General features: G+C 61.1%; 16 protein-coding genes and 1 pseudogene. 13 read left to right on the forward strand and 4 right to left on the reverse strand.

Annotation, left to right across the window (positions count from 1 at the left end; all coding sequences use genetic code 11):
• From WCB02_RS40065 to WCB02_RS40075, 3 genes are all read left to right on the forward strand, one after another.
• On the forward strand, positions 1-706 hold a 706-nt coding region (locus WCB02_RS40065), incomplete at its 5' end, for a PQQ-binding-like beta-propeller repeat protein (protein WP_423968068.1).
• Positions 707-723: 17 nt separating this feature from the next.
• Positions 724-1,071: a c-type cytochrome gene (locus WCB02_RS40070; RefSeq protein WP_423968070.1), complete on the forward strand. Its 348-nt coding sequence runs from the start codon at positions 724-726 to the stop codon at positions 1,069-1,071.
• Complete coding sequence (locus WCB02_RS40075; protein WP_423968073.1) at positions 1,068-2,000, forward strand: substrate-binding periplasmic protein; 933 nt, start codon at positions 1,068-1,070, stop codon at positions 1,998-2,000. Before WCB02_RS40070 ends, WCB02_RS40075 begins: the two co-directional genes overlap by 4 nt.
• A 42-nt stretch (positions 2,001-2,042) precedes the next feature.
• On the opposite strand, the gene WCB02_RS40080 is transcribed toward WCB02_RS40075, so the two are convergent.
• Positions 2,043-3,011: a helix-turn-helix domain-containing protein gene (locus tag WCB02_RS40080; RefSeq protein WP_423968076.1), complete on the reverse strand. Its 969-nt coding sequence runs from the start codon at positions 3,009-3,011 to the stop codon at positions 2,043-2,045.
• Positions 3,012-3,216: 205 nt separating this feature from the next.
• Between WCB02_RS40080 and WCB02_RS40085 the strand changes: the two genes are divergently transcribed.
• The 7 genes from WCB02_RS40085 to WCB02_RS40115 all read left to right on the forward strand — a co-directional run bounded on the left by WCB02_RS40085 (position 3,217) and on the right by WCB02_RS40115 (position 10,780).
• A complete protein-coding gene (locus WCB02_RS40085) occupies positions 3,217-3,525 on the forward strand; it encodes a hypothetical protein (RefSeq protein ID WP_423968102.1) in 309 nt (102 codons plus the stop codon).
• The gene (xoxF5, locus tag WCB02_RS40090; protein ID WP_423968078.1) at positions 3,452-5,257 is read left to right on the forward strand and encodes a PQQ-dependent dehydrogenase, methanol/ethanol family; all 1,806 of its coding nucleotides are present in this window, start codon (positions 3,452-3,454) and stop codon (positions 5,255-5,257) included. The genes WCB02_RS40085 and xoxF5 overlap by 74 nt, the downstream gene beginning before the upstream one ends.
• A 39-nt stretch (positions 5,258-5,296) precedes the next feature.
• A complete protein-coding gene (locus WCB02_RS40095) occupies positions 5,297-5,866 on the forward strand; it encodes a c-type cytochrome, methanol metabolism-related (protein ID WP_423968080.1) in 570 nt (189 codons plus the stop codon).
• Positions 5,867-5,927: 61 nt separating this feature from the next.
• A complete protein-coding gene (locus WCB02_RS40100) occupies positions 5,928-7,037 on the forward strand; it encodes an S-(hydroxymethyl)glutathione dehydrogenase/class III alcohol dehydrogenase (RefSeq protein WP_423968082.1) in 1,110 nt (369 codons plus the stop codon).
• Between the two features lie 32 nt (positions 7,038-7,069).
• Positions 7,070-7,633 (forward strand): S-(hydroxymethyl)glutathione synthase, encoded by a 564-nt coding sequence (gfa, locus tag WCB02_RS40105; RefSeq protein ID WP_423968084.1) that lies wholly within the window; start codon positions 7,070-7,072, stop codon positions 7,631-7,633.
• 376 nt (positions 7,634-8,009) lie between these two features.
• On the forward strand, positions 8,010-8,462 hold the full coding sequence (locus WCB02_RS40110) for a (2Fe-2S)-binding protein (RefSeq protein ID WP_423968086.1): 453 nt from the start codon (positions 8,010-8,012) through the stop codon (positions 8,460-8,462).
• Positions 8,463-8,464: 2 nt separating this feature from the next.
• Complete coding sequence (locus WCB02_RS40115; protein WP_423968089.1) at positions 8,465-10,780, forward strand: molybdopterin cofactor-binding domain-containing protein; 2,316 nt, start codon at positions 8,465-8,467, stop codon at positions 10,778-10,780.
• A 213-nt stretch (positions 10,781-10,993) separates the two neighbouring features.
• Here the strand turns inward: WCB02_RS40115 and WCB02_RS40120 are convergent, their stop codons facing one another.
• Positions 10,994-11,254, reverse strand: a complete 261-nt coding sequence (locus tag WCB02_RS40120; RefSeq protein ID WP_423968091.1) for a hypothetical protein — start codon at positions 11,252-11,254, stop codon at positions 10,994-10,996.
• A gap of 24 nt (positions 11,255-11,278) precedes the next feature.
• Between WCB02_RS40120 and WCB02_RS40125 the strand changes: the two genes are divergently transcribed.
• Positions 11,279-11,629, forward strand: a complete 351-nt coding sequence (locus tag WCB02_RS40125) for a hypothetical protein (protein WP_423968093.1) — start codon at positions 11,279-11,281, stop codon at positions 11,627-11,629.
• Between the two features lie 196 nt (positions 11,630-11,825).
• On the opposite strand, the gene WCB02_RS40130 is transcribed toward WCB02_RS40125, so the two are convergent.
• Entirely contained in the window at positions 11,826-13,790 is a 1,965-nt protein-coding gene (locus tag WCB02_RS40130) for a phospholipase C (RefSeq protein ID WP_423968095.1), read from the reverse strand.
• 659 nt (positions 13,791-14,449) lie between these two features.
• Between WCB02_RS40130 and WCB02_RS40135 the strand changes: the two genes are divergently transcribed.
• On the forward strand, positions 14,450-16,261 hold the full coding sequence (locus WCB02_RS40135) for an alkaline phosphatase family protein (RefSeq protein ID WP_423968097.1): 1,812 nt from the start codon (positions 14,450-14,452) through the stop codon (positions 16,259-16,261).
• Between the two features lie 84 nt (positions 16,262-16,345).
• Positions 16,346-16,816 carry a prepilin peptidase gene (locus WCB02_RS40140; protein ID WP_423968099.1) on the forward strand — a complete coding sequence of 157 codons (471 nt, stop codon included), beginning with the start codon at positions 16,346-16,348 and terminating at the stop codon, positions 16,814-16,816.
• Here the strand turns inward: WCB02_RS40140 and WCB02_RS40145 are convergent.
• A pseudogene (locus WCB02_RS40145) lies at positions 16,813-17,110 on the reverse strand (hypothetical protein); the annotation flags it as partial. The gene WCB02_RS40140 and the pseudogene WCB02_RS40145 sit on opposite strands and share 4 nt — an antisense overlap.

Raw genomic sequence — 17,110 nt, forward strand, 5'->3', positions numbered from 1 at the left:
GATGGATGCCAACCGCAACGGCTTCTTCTACGTCCTCGACCGAACCGACGGGAAGCTCTTGGCGGCCAATCCCTATGTGAAGGTCAACTGGGCCTCGGGCATCGACATGAAGACAGGACGTCCGATCGAGACCGACGTCACCAAAGATGCGCGCGATGGCAAGAAGGTCGTGGTCTATCCGTCGATCCTCGGCGGCAAGAACTGGGAGCCGATGTCGTTCAATCCGCAGACCGGCCTCGCCTATGCGAACACACTGGTGTTCGGCGGCCACTACAAGACCGAGCCCGCCACCTACAAGGCTGGCGAATGGTATCTCGGCATGGACCTGACGGACCTGTGGGACTGGCCCGATGGTCCACGCGGCCAGCTCAAAGCCATCGATCCATTGACTGGCCACGAGAAATGGTCGGCGCCGAGCGACATTCCACGCTTCTCCGGCGTGCTGTCGACCGCGGGCGGCGTGGTGTTCTCGGGCAAGCTGACCGGCGAGTTCGAGGCGTTCGACGCCAACGACGGCAAGAAGCTGTGGCAGTTCCAGACCGGTTCGGGCATTGAAGGGCAGCCGGTGACCTGGCAGCAGGATGGCGTGCAGTATGTCGCGGTCACGAGCGGCTATGGCGGCGTCTATTCGCTGTTCGCCGGCGACGAGCGGCTGGCCCAGGTGCCGGCCGGCGGATCGCTCTGGGTCTTTGCAGTCAAGCCCTGAGTCCGGAACAGGTGACGATGAAGATATCGATATGGACGGCGGCGTCTTGCGCCGCCGTGGTGGTCGCGTTGATCGGACAGATTGCGACCTCCGCCGCGCAGCAACAAGGCTCGGCCGGTGACCAGGCGTCGATCGACGAAGGCAAACATACCTTTGCCGAGAAATGCTCGCACTGCCATGGACCCAACATGGTCAATTCCGGCACGATCACGCCCGATTTGCGCAAATTTCCCGACGATCGAGCGCGCTTCACGACGACGGTGAAACTGGGCAAGAACGGCAGGATGCCGCCTTGGGGCGATCTGTTGAGCGATGACCAGATCGCCGCGCTCTGGGCCTATATCGCGAGCAGGAGAACCCCATGAAGGCCTGGTCTGCGGTGTGGGCGGCAACGATTATCCTGATCGCGGCCGGCTCAATACCGGCTCGCGCGGCGGACGAGCCATTGAGCATCTGTCTCAACGCCGACATGCCGCCGCTTTCCATCCACCACCGCGGCAAGCCGGGTAGCGGTTTCGACGTGACGCTCGCCCAGGCGATCGCGGATCGGATCGGCCGGCCTTTGAAAATACAGTGGTTCGAAAGCAAGCTCGACGAGGACTCAAGCCCGGCGCTCGAAGCCAACGCGCTGCTCTCCGATGGTCAGTGCGCATTGGTCGGCAGCTACGCCTTCACCGAGGATTCGCTCGTCGCGCCCGGCGTCAAAACCGCGAAGCTTCCCGATTTCGAGGGCGCGACCATAACCGACCGCAAGCGGCGCGTGGCCATTGGCGCGCTGGCGCCCAGCCAACCCTACATTTATTCGCCGTTGACCGTCGTTCTCGGTGCAAATGCGCGAGGCCGCCGCATCGCCGGCATCGCCGACCTCGCCGGTCTGCGCATTGCGATCGAAAGTGGAACGCTTGCGGACGCCATCCTCATGACCTTCAACAAGGGACAGTTGATCGACGACATCACCCATGTGGTGCCAGGCCGGGACGATCTCCTGGGCGCGCTCGATCGCGGCGACTTCGACGCGACCCTGCTCGACCTGCGCCGGTTCGACGCCTATCGCGCGATCCATACGGACACCAGGCTCATCGCCACCGGCTATTTCTATCCGATCGGCGCCAACCGAGGATATGTCGGCCTCGCCGGCAATCCGGATTTGCTGGTCGCCGTGAACAAGGCGCTTGCCGATTTGCAGAGCGCGGGAAAGCTCGCTGAATTCGGAAGCGCTACGGGCCTCACCTATCTGCCACCCCGCGAACCCGTTGTGCTGCGCGATGCCTGGCAAAAAGTGCTGCAGAAATGAGGCGAACGCATCGCATCTACGCGCTCCAACGGAGCATCGTTCTCACGAGATGTCGGACGACAGGCCGCCGTGCTGCGCCTTGTGGACGGCGGACGGCACGATGCCAAAACACTTGCGGAACACGCGGCTGAAATGCGACGAGCTTGAAAAGCCCCAGGAGAAGGCGACGTCGGTGATCGTCTTTCCCGCCTGGGTCTCCAGTTCCTGACGGCAATTCTGCAACCGCGCCCGCCAGATGTAGTCGCTGACGGTCACACCTCTTTCGCTGAACAACATGTGCAGATAGCGCTTGGTGCAGCCGAGCGCCGTGGAAATCTGGTCGATGCTGAGTTCCGGATCGCGCAAATGTTCGCGGATGAAGGCTTGAGCCCTGACATACATCGCCTCCGGACCGACACGGTCGAACACCATATCCGCCTCGCGAAGCGGCAGCAGCAGAATATCGATCAGCGAATCCGCGACCCCGACGGCGCTGCTGGCCGACAGCTTGGTCGCCTCGCCGAACGCCGCATGCACGAAGTCATAGGCGATCCGGCCGGTCCCGGTCCGCGCCGACAGCTTGCAAGCCGACATCTTGCCTGGGCGGAAACCGCGCTCCTTCAGAAGCTCCTGAGGGACGATGACCACCTCATGCCGGGTGAACGACGGACTGACGATGGTGTGTGCGCAGGATACGTCATAGGCAAGGCAATCGCCCGGCAATATCTCGATATGGCGGCCGTTCTGCTCGAAGTAGGACACGCCATGGGTCTGAAACAGGATCTTGACGTATGGATGATCGCTTGCGCGGACCCGCGAAGCGGTATGGGTGATCCGATGCTGGCTTGCCTCGATCTGGCAGAGTTTCAGCCGGGAAACGGTGGTGAAATTGATCCGCGCTTCCAGCGAGGAGGCTTCCATCGGATCGACGTCAAACCGACCACAGAGATCGGTCAGGGCATCTGACCAACACTGGACCTGCTTGGTCGGTGCCATCCCGGCGGTGTTGAGCGTTCGGACTGTATCGGACATTTCCAGCCACCGATTCGATATCAAACGTGACCGCTCGCCCAAGGCTTCGCGTCGCATTGAATCAGATTTTCGTCCACAATTGAGGCAGTCGTTAGAATCGAACGCCGTTCACTCGGATATCCCTTTGACAATCCTCCGACTTAGTTTCCACCCCGTCAAGCGGAACATCAACCTGAGCTTGCTCTGAGACTTTAGGCCAACAGCCTTGTTGGTGCTCCGCAACATGCAGACGAGGCTTGCTATTCGCATGTCGGGGCTGCAAAAAGTTCAGCGCGCTTCGCTTAGGAGCAAGCGCCCTTCGCTCTTGGGCAAGTTTCATATTTTCGAACCGATTAGGAATCGGGATGAAGAAAATAGAACAAGTGGGCTCGCTGCTGCGGGAACCCTGAAAGACCATGAAGAATACCATGAAGAAAAACCACGAAAGGGAGGACTCCAATATGCGGAAAATGCTTTTAGCAACTTGCCTGAGCTCGATGGCGGTATTCGCCATGGGAGCAGCATCAGCCAATGAAGAGCTGATAAAGATGTCACAAAATCCGAAGGATTGGGTGATGCCTGCGGGCGATTACGCCGCGACGCGCTACTCCAAGCTCAATCAGATCACCGCATCCAATGTCGGCAAGCTGCAGGTCGCCTGGACGTTCTCGACCGGCGTGCTGCGCGGACACGAAGGTGGACCGCTCATCATCGGTAACATGATGTACGTCCACACACCATTCCCGAACAAGGTCTATGCCCTTGACCTATCTCACGACAACCGGATCGTCTGGCGATATGAGCCGAAGCAGGATCCTAACGTCATTCCGGTGATGTGCTGCGACACGGTGAATCGCGGCCTCGCCTATGGCGACGGCAAGATCTTCCTGCACCAGGCCGACACCACGCTGGTTGCGCTCGACGCCAAGACCGGCAACGTCGAGTGGACCGTGAAGAACGGTGATCCCAGCAAGGGCTCGACCGGCACCTCGGCGCCCTTCGTCGTCAAGGACAAGGTCCTGGTCGGCATCTCCGGCGGCGAATTTGGCGTGCAGTGCCACATGACGGCTTACGACATCAAGACCGGCAAGCAGGTGTGGCGTGCCTATTCCGAAGGTCCGGACGACCAGATCAAGTTCAATCCCGAAAAGACCATGGTGCTTGGCAAGCCGGTCGGCAAGGACTCGAGCCTGAAGACCTGGGAAGGCGATCAGTGGAAGATCGGCGGCGGCTGCACGTGGGGCTGGGAGGCCTATGATCCGGCGCTCAACCTCGTCTATTACGGCTCCGGCAACCCCTCGACCTGGAACCCGAAGCAGCGTCCCGGCGACAACAAGTGGTCGATGACCATCTTCGCGCGCGACCCGGACACTGGCGAGGCCAAGTGGGTCTACCAGATGACGCCCCATGACGAATGGGACTATGACGGCGTCAACGAAATGATCCTGAGCGACGAAAGCATCAATGGCACACCGCGCAAGCTGTTGACTCATTTCGACCGCAACGGATTGGGCTACACCCTCGACCGCGCCACCGGCGAATTGCTGGTCGCTCAAAAATACGATCCGAAGGTCAACTGGACCAGCGGCGTCGACATGGACAAGAACTCGCCGACCTATGGCCGTCCGAAGGTCGTCGACCAATACTCGACCGACAAGCAGGGTGAGGATCACAACAACAAGGGCATCTGCCCGGCGGCACTCGGCTCCAAGGACGAGCAGCCGGCAGCCTACTCGCCCGAGACACAGTTGTTCTATGTCCCGACCAACCACGTCTGCATGGACTACGAGCCCTTCAAGGTGAGCTACACGGCGGGCCAACCGTATGTCGGCGCGACGCTCTCGATGTATCCCCCGCCCGGCGATACCAACATGGGCAACTTCATCGCCTGGGACGCCAAGACCGGCAAGATCGTGTGGTCGGACAAGGAGCAGTTCTCGGTCTGGTCGGGCGCGCTCGCAACCGCTGGTGGCGTCGTGTTCTACGGGACCCTCGAGGGCTACCTGAAGGCAGTCGATGCCAAGACAGGCAAGGAACTCTACAAGTTCAAGACGCCGTCCGGCATCATCGGCAACGTCACGACCTACGAGCACGACGGCAAGCAGTTCATCGCCGTGCTGTCGGGTGTCGGCGGCTGGGCGGGCATTGGTCTCGCCGCCGGTCTGACCGATCCGAACGCCGGCCTTGGTGCCGTCGGTGGTTATGCCGCGCTGAGCAACTACACGGCGCTTGGCGGAACACTTACGGTATTCGCACTGCCGCAATGAGCTAAAAAAGCCTCCCTCGACCGGCGCATGGATCACTCCATGCGCCGGTCAATCTGCTGCTACCAATACCAAAAAGTCGAGGACACGCTCTTGCGTATTATCTGTTTAGTGGCCGCGGCCGCGATACTCGCGGCTGCCGGTGGAAGTGCTTTCGCGGACGGGTCGGGCGATCCGACCGCCGTTAAATCCGAAGATGGGAAATATTTCGATAAGCAAGGGAATCCAACCTACAAGATCGCGCCCGACGGCACCGTGGACTGGTACACCTATTCCGGATATCGACGCTATCACTCGGAATGCCATGTCTGCCACGGACCGGACGGCATGGGGTCGAGCTACGCGCCGGCGTTGAAGGATTCGCTCAAGACGATGAGCTATGGCGACTTCCTGGGCGTGGTCGCGAGCGGCCGACAGAACGTCAATACGGCACAGGAGAACGTCATGCCGGCCTTTGGCACCAATCCGAACGTGGCCTGCTACATGGACGACATCTATGTCTATCTCCGTGCCCGTGCCAATGATGCCTGGGGACGCGCCCGCCCAGAAAAACACGAAGATAAATCAGAGGCCTACAAGGCGGCGGAAGATTCCTGCATGGGTCAACACTGAAGATGGGAAACGTGAGTGACACAGTGTCTTACGGCCTCGAAGAGCGAAACAGGAGTTGAGAATGAAGACACGCGCCGCAGTCGCTTTCCAAGCAAAGAAGCCGCTTGAAATCGTCGAACTCGATCTGGACGGACCGAAGGCTGGCGAGGTCCTGGTCGAAATCAAGGCGACCGGAATCTGCCACACCGATGCCTACACGCTCGACGGCTTCGACAGCGAAGGACTGTTCCCTTCCGTCCTGGGCCACGAAGGAGCTGGTATCGTCCGAGAGATTGGCGCGGGCGTGACATCGGTCAAGCCCGGCGATCACGTGATTCCGCTCTACACGCCGGAATGCCGCCAGTGTAAAAGCTGCCTCAGCCAGAAGACCAACCTCTGCACGGCGATCCGCGCCACCCAGGGCAAGGGCGTGATGCCGGACGGCACGTCACGCTTCAGCTACAAGGGCCAGACCATCTTCCACTACATGGGCTGCTCGACGTTCTCGAACCACACCGTGCTGCCGGAAATCGCGGTGGCGAAGATCCGCGAGGACGCACCATTCGACAAGAGCTGCTATATCGGCTGCGGCGTGACGACCGGCGTCGGCGCCGTGATCAATACCGCAAAGGTCACGCCCGGCTCGAACGTCGTCGTCTTCGGACTTGGCGGCATCGGACTTAACGTCATTCAGGGCGCGAAGATGGTCGGCGCCGACAAGATTATCGGGGTCGACATCAACGACAACAAGGAAGAGTGGGGCCGCCGCTTCGGCATGACGCATTTCGTCAATGCGTCCAAGGTCGGGGGCGATATCGTCCAGCACCTGGTCACGCTGACCGACGGCGGCGCCGATTACACCTTCGATTGCACGGGCAACACCACGGTGATGCGCCAGGCGCTGGAAGCCTGCCACCGCGGCTGGGGGGTTTCCGTGATCATCGGAGTTGCGGAGGCCGGCAAGGAAATTTCGACGCGGCCGTTCCAGCTCGTCACGGGTCGCGTGTGGAAAGGCACCGCGTTCGGCGGCGCTCGTGGCCGCACCGATGTGCCAAAGATCGTTGATTGGTACATGAACGGACGGATCCAGATCGATCCGATGATCACCCACGTGCTCAAGCTCGAGGAAATCAACAAGGGCTTCGATCTGATGCACGAGGGCAAGTCGATCCGTTCGGTCGTCGTATTCTAAGCGGAAACGTCAAACACAAGGAGGATCCACCGATGACTGTTCATATCCACCCATCCGTTGACAGCGGCGTCAAACAAGGCTCGGGCAACTTTGCCGGCGGCACACTGGTCTGTAAATGCACGGACAAGCCCGTCAAGGTCGGCATCAAGGGCGACGTTGCGCATAATCATGCCTGCGGCTGCACCAAATGCTGGAAGCCCAAAGGAGCGACCTTTTCCGTCGTCGCCGTCGTGCCGCGCCAGAATCTGACGGTGCTTGAAAATGGCGACAAGCTTCAGGTCGTCGATGCCTCGGCCACGATCCAGCGACACGCCTGCAAGGCCTGCGGCACCCACATGTATGGCCGCATCGAGAATAAGGATCATCCGTTCTACGGCCTCGACTTCATCCATCCCGAATTGTTCCAGGAGTCCGGTTCGGCGGCCCCGGGATTTGCGGCGTTCGTTTCGTCCGTGATCGAATCCGGCGTCAAGCCCGAAGAGATGGAGGGAATCCGGTCCCGCCTCAATGAGCTCGGACTCCAGCCCTACGATTGCTTGTCACCGGCGTTGATGGACGCGATCGCTACCCACGTGGCAAAAGCCAAGGCCGCCTGATCCGAAAGCCGACGCCTACCGCTGATGGTGGTCACCGCCATCAGCGGCTCCGCGCATGACCGAGAAGCATGCGCCTATGCTATCGGGCATCGTAACGTGAGGCTGCCCATGACAGCGGTCGCGTTGACATTTCTCCCCGAGGGACATCTTGCCTCGCCGCATGTTCCGGCGACGAAGCGTCCTTTTTGCTGCACACAACGCGCAGTTCGACTTCCGCTGAACTTAAAGGCAAAATACCATCCCGTGAACGTGGCCCAACGGCCGCGTCTGATACCATTCACCCCTCATGATGCCACTACGGCACGAGCGAATGGAAATATGTTCCTGCTCGCGCCCGGAGAGACATCCGCAGGCTTAAAAAGAGCGAGGAACGACCATGCTGAAGATGAAGATCAACGGCCAGGAACAGACCTGGGATGGCGACCCGGACCTTTCGCTGCTCTGGTTTCTCAGAGATGAGATTGGACTGACCGGCACCAAATACGGCTGCGGCGAGGCGCTCTGTGGCGCCTGCACCGTGATGGTGGACCAGCACGCGGTCCGCTCCTGTATCACCTCGGTGTCCGACGTGGTCGGCCGCGAGGTCACGACGATCGAGGGCCTGCATCCGACCGGCGATCACCCCGTGCAAAAGGCCTGGCGCCAGGTCAATGTCCCGCAATGCGGATTTTGCCAGGCCGGCCAGATCATGCAGGCGGCGGCATTGCTGAACGAAACCCCGAAACCGTCGCATGATCAGATTCGCGAAGCGATGTCTGGGAATATCTGCCGCTGCGGTTGCTACCAGCGCATCGAAAATGCCGTGCACCTCGCATCGACGGGAGTGTGATCATGAACATCATCACGCAACCTGGCAAATTCCGCGGCTTCGAGCAGGCCATCAGGGTCAAGAACGTTTCCCGCCGCAGCATGCTGAAGGGTCTCGGGATCACGGCGGGGCTCGTCCTTGCCGCTCCCGTGATGTCGCGGCCGGCTTTCGCCTACGAAACCGGCGCGGGCAAGATGCCGCACGGCACGGTAGTCGACCCGCACGTCTTCGTCGCCATCGCGCCGGATGGAATGGTGACGATCTTCGCACACCGTTCCGAGATGGGAACCGGGGTGCGTACCAGCCTGCCCTTGATCGTTGCCGAGGAGATGGAAGCAGACTGGTCCCGCGTTCATGTGCAGCAGGCGCCCGGCGACGAAGTCAAATACGGCAACCAGGATACCGACGGATCGCGCAGCACACGGCACTATCTGATTCCGATGCGCCAAATCGGTGCCTCGGCTCGCGCGATGCTTGAAGCGGCCGCGGCGAAACGCTTCAATGTCCCGGCCAGCGAAGTCAAGGCCACCAATCACGAGGTAGTCCACGCTGCGAGCGGACGCAAGATCGGCTTTGGCGATCTCGCCGCCGATGCGGCAAAGGAGCAGGTGCCCCCAGTCGGATCCCTGAAGCTCAAGGATCCGAAGGAGTTTCGCTATCTCGGCAAAGGCGAGATCAGCATCGTCGACCTCCACGACATCACCGTCGGCAAGGCCGGCTACGGTGCCGATATCCGTTTGCCGAACATGAAATACGCGGTCATTGCTCGGCCGCCGGTCACGGGCGGCAAGCTGGTGTCGTTCGACGGAGCGGACGCGCTCAAGGTCTCCGGCGTCGAACACGTCATGGAGGTCAAGGGATGGCCATGGCCCTCGAAATTCCAGCCGCTCGGCGGGGTCGCCGTGATCGCACGCAACACCGGTGCCGCGATCAAGGGACGCGACGCCCTAAAGGTCGTCTGGGACGACGGCGGCAACGCAAAATACGACTCGGTCACCTACCGGACCGAACTCGAGGAATCGTCGCGCAAGCCCGGCCTGATCGTGCGCAAGGAAGGCGACGTGGATGCCGCCCTCAAGAATGCGGACAAAGTGATCGTCGGTGAATATTACCTGCCGCATCTTGCCCATGTCAGCATGGAGCCGCCGGTCGCGGTCGCGGACGTCAAGGGCGACCAGGCCGAGGTCTGGGCGCCCGTGCAGAGTCCGGGGGGCACTCGCGAAGACGTCGCGAAAACCCTGGGTATTCCCGAGGACAATGTGACCATCAATGTCACGCTGCTCGGCGGCGGGTTCGGACGCAAGTCGAAATGCGATTACGCACTCGAAGCCGCCCTGCTGTCAAAAGCGCTCAACGCGCCGGTAAAGCTGCAATGGACGCGCGAGGACGACGTTCGTCACGACTTTCTTCACACCGTCTCCGTGGAGCGCATCGAGGCCGGTCTCGACAAGACCGGCAAGGTGGTCGCATGGCGGCATCGCAGCGTCGCGCCGAGTATCGCCTCGACCTTCGCGGCCAAGGCGGTGCATGAGGCTGCTTTCGAACTCGGCATGGGATTGGTCGACCTCCCCTTCGAGATCGAAAACATCCAGTGCGAAAATCCGGAAGCTGCCGCCCACACGCGCATCGGCTGGTTCCGTTCGGTGTCGAACATTCCGCATGCCTTTGCCGTGCAGTCCATGGTCGGCGAAATCGCTCATGCCACCAACCGCGATCAGAAGGACACGCTGCTCGACCTCATCGGCTCACCGCGGATCATCAATCTCTCATCGGTGAAGGATCTGTGGAACTACGGTGAACCCTATGACAGCTATCCGATCGACACCGCGCGGCTGCGGCGCGTGGTCGAACTGGTAGCGGACAAGAGCGGATGGGGACAAAAGCTGCCCCAGGGACGCGGTCGCGGCATCGCCGTCCACCGCAGTTTCGTCAGCTATATCGCCACCGTTGTCGAGGTCTCCGTCGGCGACAAGGGGAAGCTGACCGTCCACCAGGTGGATACGGCCATCGATTGCGGAACCTATGTCAACCCAGAGCGCATCCAGTCCCAGATCGAGGGCGCCGCGATCATGGGGCTGAGCCTCGCCAAATATGGCGAGATCACCTTCAAGGACGGAAAGGTCCAGCAGGGCAATTTCGATGACTTCCCCGTGGTGCGGATCGATGAGGCCCCTCTCGTCACCAACGTCCACATCGTGCCGGCCGCCTCCGACACGCCGCCAAGCGGCGTTGGCGAGCCGGGCGTCCCGCCCTTTGCGCCCGCGTTGATCAACGCGATTTTCGCGGCCACCGGTAAGCGCATTCGGGCGCTGCCGATTGGCAAGCAATTGGAGACGTAGAAAGTCGCGCCAACGCGAACATCCAAATAATTCCATCGATCTGGCAAAGCCAGGTCGATGGCGCCGAAATGGCCAATGCCCACGAAGCGACCGCGAAGGCGACAGCTGCTCCGCTGCGGATATCAAGAGGTGCCGCGAACAGTCTCGAGGTACTCCCGGCCCTGAAATTCCGGTTGCTGGGCCTCGGATGCCGTCTCCAGGGCGACCGCACGTTTAGGGGGACGAAGGCTTCCGATCCTTCTGGTCGGCAACCCACACGTCGCTCTGCTTGATCTGCCGAATGAGGATCTGCGGATCGAATCTTCGGAAGCCCGGCGGAACTTCGAACAACGCCACCGGCTGCGCCTCGTCGCGAATATCCCGCAGTCCGACAGTGACGCCGTCCTCGGTTCTGATCTGCAGGGGAAACCTATAGGCCGGGTTCACCCAGCCAACGAATTCCTGGCCCCGCGCTGAGCCAACGCGGAAGGTCATGACGTCGCGCCCATCAATTGCTTCTTGACCAACCTGCTCGCAACGCCATTCGCCTCGATCCCCGACGCCAGCAGAATTGGCCATCTTCTGCCATTGCCGGCACGGATCGACCGGATCGATCGGGATAAACCATTGGGTCAGGCGACTGGATTGCCGGGCATCCATGTAGACGCGCATGGCGGGCCTGATGAAATAAGCGAACGGTTCGGCGCCGTCGATCAGGAAAAAACCGTCTGCAAGCTCCGCCGTCTCAAGCCGCACTTTGTTCTGAAGCACTCGAAGTTTTCCCGCCGAGATCGTCGAGCCATCCTGCCGTGTCGTGACAAGATCGGCGGAAAACTGCTGCGCTCGCACCGCAGCATCGGCAAACAGTGAGATGCCGATCAGCGCAAGCAGGCCGAGCTGCCGCGCCTGGTCCAAAAGCGATACAAACATCACTCGGTTGATCATCTTCACAAGCCGCTCAAGAAAGCCACCGCGCCAAGCTCACGGATGAAGAAGGTCGCGCCGGCCGGGCCCTGGCCCGGTCGGCGCCATCGCAATTCGTTCGGACCTCGATCTTCAGTTCCGATCACTCGGTATAGGGCTGATTGACCGCCTTGCTGAAGTCGAACGCATCGAACAGGTCGGCAATCGCCGGACTGTTGGTCGGCACATAGGCGTTGTTCCTGGAGAACGTCGGGTTGGGCAGGTTGTCGCGGCTGCGGTTCGTGAGCGGCTGCAGGCCCCAGTTGCGCTCGATGAACTTCATCAGCGAAACATGATCGCCATAGTTGTGATAGACTTTTCCGCCGGTCGAATACGGCGAAACCACCAGGATCGGGATGCGCGGTCCGTCGCCGAAGAAGTCGATGGACTGGACGTAGCCCGAGTCCCAGTAGCCGCCGGCCTCGTCCCAGGTGATGAACACCGCCGTTTCCGCCTTCAGTTGCGGATTGGCATCGAGCGCTCCGAGAATGTTCGTGACATAGGCCTCGAACAGATCGACCTTCGAGCTCTGGGGATGGCCGTCGAGCAGACCATCTGGCTTGCCGAACGACACCGCAGGCAGGGTGTTGTCCTGAATCGCAGTGATCAGATCAGCGGTATCCTTGACATGCGCCGTCCGGACGGTGGAATTGGCCATGATCGAGGTGGCATACTGGAACGGATTGCAGATCTGGCAGTACGCCACACCGAGAGCGTGAGCCGGATCGGCAACCGCGGCCGCAGTCAGGTTCGGACTGGTCGGATTCGCAGCGACCGCTTCATTCGAAAGCGCCACGGCGTCATTATACGCTCCGCCGTAGTAGGCCCACGAAATGTTCTTGGCGATCAACGCATCGCCGATGGTCTTGACGGGCGACGGCGGGAGGTTGCCTGCACCCGACAGCCCGCCATTCGGCAGGTAGCCCGGATTGGTGTTGTTCAGCATGTAGTAGTGGTTGGGCTGGCAGTTCGGCTCCGCCGCATACGGCAGATTTTCCAGATAGGTCACGATCGGCTTGACGCCGGGCTGGAACACGTCGGCGCAGGCGCTGAAATTGCCGTCGACCGTGTACTGGTTGACGGTGCCCGTGACGGGGTTCGGGTTCGCGATCAGGCTGGTGGGCGGCGTGGTCGGATTGCCGTTGCCGTCGCTCCAGAAGCCCGCGTCGCCGGTACCGAGCATGAAGTGATTGGCACCGGTGCCGCCATGGAACGACTGGTGGAAATTGTCGCCGAGGGTGAAGCGGTCGGCCAGCATCTTCAATATCGGGGCCTGCTCCTGCTCGGTATTGTAGAAGCCCATCGAGTTGCCGAGGCTCTTGTTGCTTGCCGAGTAGGTCGCCATCACGAAAGGAAACAGGTCGGCCAGGCAGCCCGAGTTGTTGGTCTTGGTTGAACCGGCCGCGCTGCAATCCTCCTGCTGCCAATCCTGGTAGAAGCGGTGCGTGGTGTCGCCGGTATAGTCGTCGTCGCTGATTTGCGGCCCCTGCAGCGGGAACGGACCGGCCAAGCTACCGGCACCGGGAACGCGCGTATCGGTCACCCCGGCCGGCAAGCCGGTGGCACCCGTGGTCAGGATGTCGAGATCACCCGGATCGATGTCCTTTTCGACGCTTGCTTGAGCGATGGTCTGGAATGGGGCACCCGTGGCGCTCTGTGCGCTCGGAGCACCATTGGTGTTGGGCTGGGGCATCACATTGGTCGGGGTATAGGGCGATTTTCCCATCGCCGGAGCGCCGATATAATATGAGGATTGGCCTGCGACCGAGAATTGCTGCGCCTTCGCGAAGTTCGGGCCCGGCGTGCCATCCTCGTTGACGATGCCCTTTGACAGCAAGTTCGAGATTGTCTGGCCCGCGCCCTTCGGCTTGTACACGCCGAAGGTGTGATCAAGGCCACGATTTTCGCCGATCAGGATGATGACATGCTTGATCGGAGAAGCCGTCTTGACCTGGTTGGCCGGACTCCCGCCGTCGTTGTTTCCGTTCGGCTCATAGTGATTGGGATGCGGACGCTTATCCCAATCGCTTACGCCAAAATCCGCAGCATAAGCCGCAGTAACAACCATGATCGTTGAAACGACACACAGCGCCGTCGTCGCTCGCCAGCGTTTGCCAAAGCTAAAATTCATTGTCGACCCCAAAGTTGTGGTTAGCGTCGCGCTGCTTAAAGTCTCAACATGACGCGGACATATCTCTGCCGTGAACGCACAAAATAAATTCCTATAAATACCAACTTTCTCGTGGTGCTGTTTCTGACAACACGCCCGGAATGGGGGCGGAAGCGACGTCCTGCCACCAGCACGCGAACGCGACTTTTAGCCTGATGCTCGATATGTTGACCGACCGATAACGCTCCCGGTCTCGTCGCGCGCATTCAGCGCGGCATGCCGCTCGCCAGGAGCGCCAGGAAACGCATGCTGTCATTCTTGGACCGACCAGCTAAATCCACATGACATGGTCGTCAGCACCCCGACAAGCTCCGTCGACCGGTGCGGCGCGTCGATCCAGTCGCGCGCAATATTGTCGGCTTGCTATAATGTTTTGTGACATTATCGTTGCGAACAGAAGAAAACGTGAATTGTGCCATGGAAAATCGACGCCCGAACAGACGTCGTATGCGGTTCATCGCATTGTGACGGGGTTCTGCAAGCTTGCGCGCGGCGCGATTCGAGTCGTCGTACCTGCGGCTCTCCATTCCTTCCATATTGAACGAGGAGCAATCTCGGTGCGTTCGCCCAGAACCTTCAGCCTGGTATCCGCTGTTGCGCTGCTGGTCGTCGCCGCCAGCGCTATCGCCGAAGACGGCGATCCTGTCCGCGACGATCTCAACCGCGTCCAGACCGCAACCCCGATCAAGCATCTGGTTGTGATCTTCCAGGAGAACACCTCCTTCGATCATTACTTTGGCACCTATCCGAAGGCGCAAAATCTAGCCGGCGAAACGCCCTTCACGGCAAAAAAGAATACGCCTGCGGTCAACAACCTGGTCACGCCGCTCGACGTCAACAACCATTTTGTCCCGCTGACCGGCGTCGATTTGGTCAGCAACAATCCCAACAGCAATCCGGCGGCACCGGGGAACGGTAAGCAGAATGGAAGCGGCGCTTCGAACCCGTTTCGCCTTGCGCCTTCGCAAGCACTGACCGCCGGCCAGGGCCGCGATGGGAATCCGGCGGAGAGCGCGTACGACAATGGCAAGATGGATGGCTTCCCCGCCTGGGCCGGCGCCGCGGCCCCGCCTCCGGCCGGTGCGGCGGCCAGCAAACTGGTGATGGGCTATTTTGACGGCAACACCACCACCGCCATCTGGAACTACGCCCAGAACTTCGCGCTCAACGACAACAATTATGCCACTCAATTCGGCCCCTCGACACCGGCTGCCATCAACCTGATTTCCGGCCAGAGCAATGGTCTCGCCGCAACCCTCAACGTGCTCGACGGTTCGGGCAATCTGCTGCACCCGGCACACGAGGCCTTCGGCGATGCCGCCCATGTCCCGAGCAACCTCACGGAAATCGGCGATGGCGACCCGCTGCTCGACGTTTGCTCAAACCCGAACGGCGACCAGGTGACGCTGGCAGGCAGGAATATCGGCGATCTCCTGAACGCCAAGGGCGTCACCTGGGGCTCCTTCATGGGCGGCTTCGATCTCGGCATGGTCAACGCCAACGGCACCACCGGCTGCACGCGCGAAACCGATCCAACCGCGGCGGGCACCCCGCAACCCGCCTCGACCGACTACATTCCGCATTACGCCTGGTTTCAATATTATGCGTCGACGCGCAATCCAACACACGCGCGTCCGAGTTCGGTCGAAGCCATCGGCCACAGCCTGATCCCGCACACCGGCACGCCCGATCCGGCGAACCACAATTACGATATCCATGACTTCCTCGATGCGCTGAAGTCACATAACCTGCCGGCGGTGAGCTTCCTGAAGGCGCCCGCTTTCGAGGACGGTCATGCCGGCTATTCCGATCCGCTCGACGAGCAGCATTTCCTCGTGCAAGTCATCAACACGCTGCAGAAGAGCCCGGAATGGGCCGATACCGCGGTTGTCATCCTCTACGGTGGTTCCAACGGCTGGTACGACCATCAGATGCCGCCGGTGGTGAACGCCTCGTTCAGCCCGACGGTCGACACCCTCAACGCGCAAGCGCTCTGCCAGACCAGCAACGGTTCCCAGCAGGGCTATCCCCCGCCAGCCCCGCTGCTCAACGGCAACTTCGGCCAACCGGCCTGGGGTCGTTGCGGCTACGGCACGCGCGCGCCGCTGCTGGTGATTTCGCCGTTCGCCAGGCGCAATTATGTCGACCACACACTCACCGATCAGTCGTCGGTGCTGCGCTTCATCGAGGACAATTGGCTGCAGGGCGAACGCATCCAGCCGGGCGGTTCGTTCGATACCATCGCCGGCAGCCTCGAGCACATGTTCGACTTTGACGATCGGGACCAGGCGCCGCGCAAGCTGATCCTCGACGAGATCACCGGGGCCGTGCTCTGGTCCTCGGACGGCGGCGACCACGACCGCCACTGATCGATCGCACGTTGCGCAGCCCCCTGGGTCAAAGGCGGTCGGTCTTGACCTGTTCATGTCAGATTCATCGCGTATGATGGTCGCATGATCACCGCCGCTCCTCTTGCGCTGCTCTATCTTGCGAGTGCCCTGCTCGCCTGGATCGACCTGCGTCGCGGCATCATTCCGGACTGGCTCAACCTGACGGTCGCCGCCGCTGGACTGGTCAGGGCAGCCGTCCTCGACGGCTGGATGACAGCGCTCGGCGGCGGCTGCGAAGGTCTTGTTGTCGGTGCGGTCGTCTGGCTGCTGCGCCGGCTTTATTTCGAGTTTCGGCAATTCCAGGGGCTGGGCTTGGGCGATGTCAAGCTGCTTGCAGCATCCGCCATCTGGGTCGGCATTGCCGGCGTTCCGATGCAGCTATTGATTGGCTCGCTCACGGCGCTTGCGACGGCAGGCCTCTTTCACCTCGCCGGCCGAACCGTGACGCGACAGACGTCGCTGCCGTTCGGCCCATTTCTCGCGCTCGGTCTCCTGGTCACCGTAACGCTTCAACAGGAAGGCCTGATCGGCTAGCGGCGGCGACGCGAGGCCAAGTCTGCGTTCTCCGCCTCGGTACGCGCTGGGGCGGCCGGGCTTGCAGCCGGGCCGGCCACGCTTGCGCCGGGCGACGGCAAGCTCAAGATCGTGGTCTGCTGGTCGCGCTGCAGCGTCACCTCGCGGCTCTGGACCGAACGCAATCTCCAGCCCTGGTAATCGTCACCAATTCTCAGCCGCAGCGCCGCTTTGGTGGCCTGATCGACGAAAATGCCAAAGCTTTCGTCACCACCGGCGATGGTGCCGACCAGCGACAGCTGCGGACGCTTCACC

The sequence above is a fragment of the Bradyrhizobium sp. genome, from assembly GCF_049581145.1.
Taxonomy (GTDB): Bacteria; Pseudomonadota; Alphaproteobacteria; order Rhizobiales; family Xanthobacteraceae; genus Bradyrhizobium.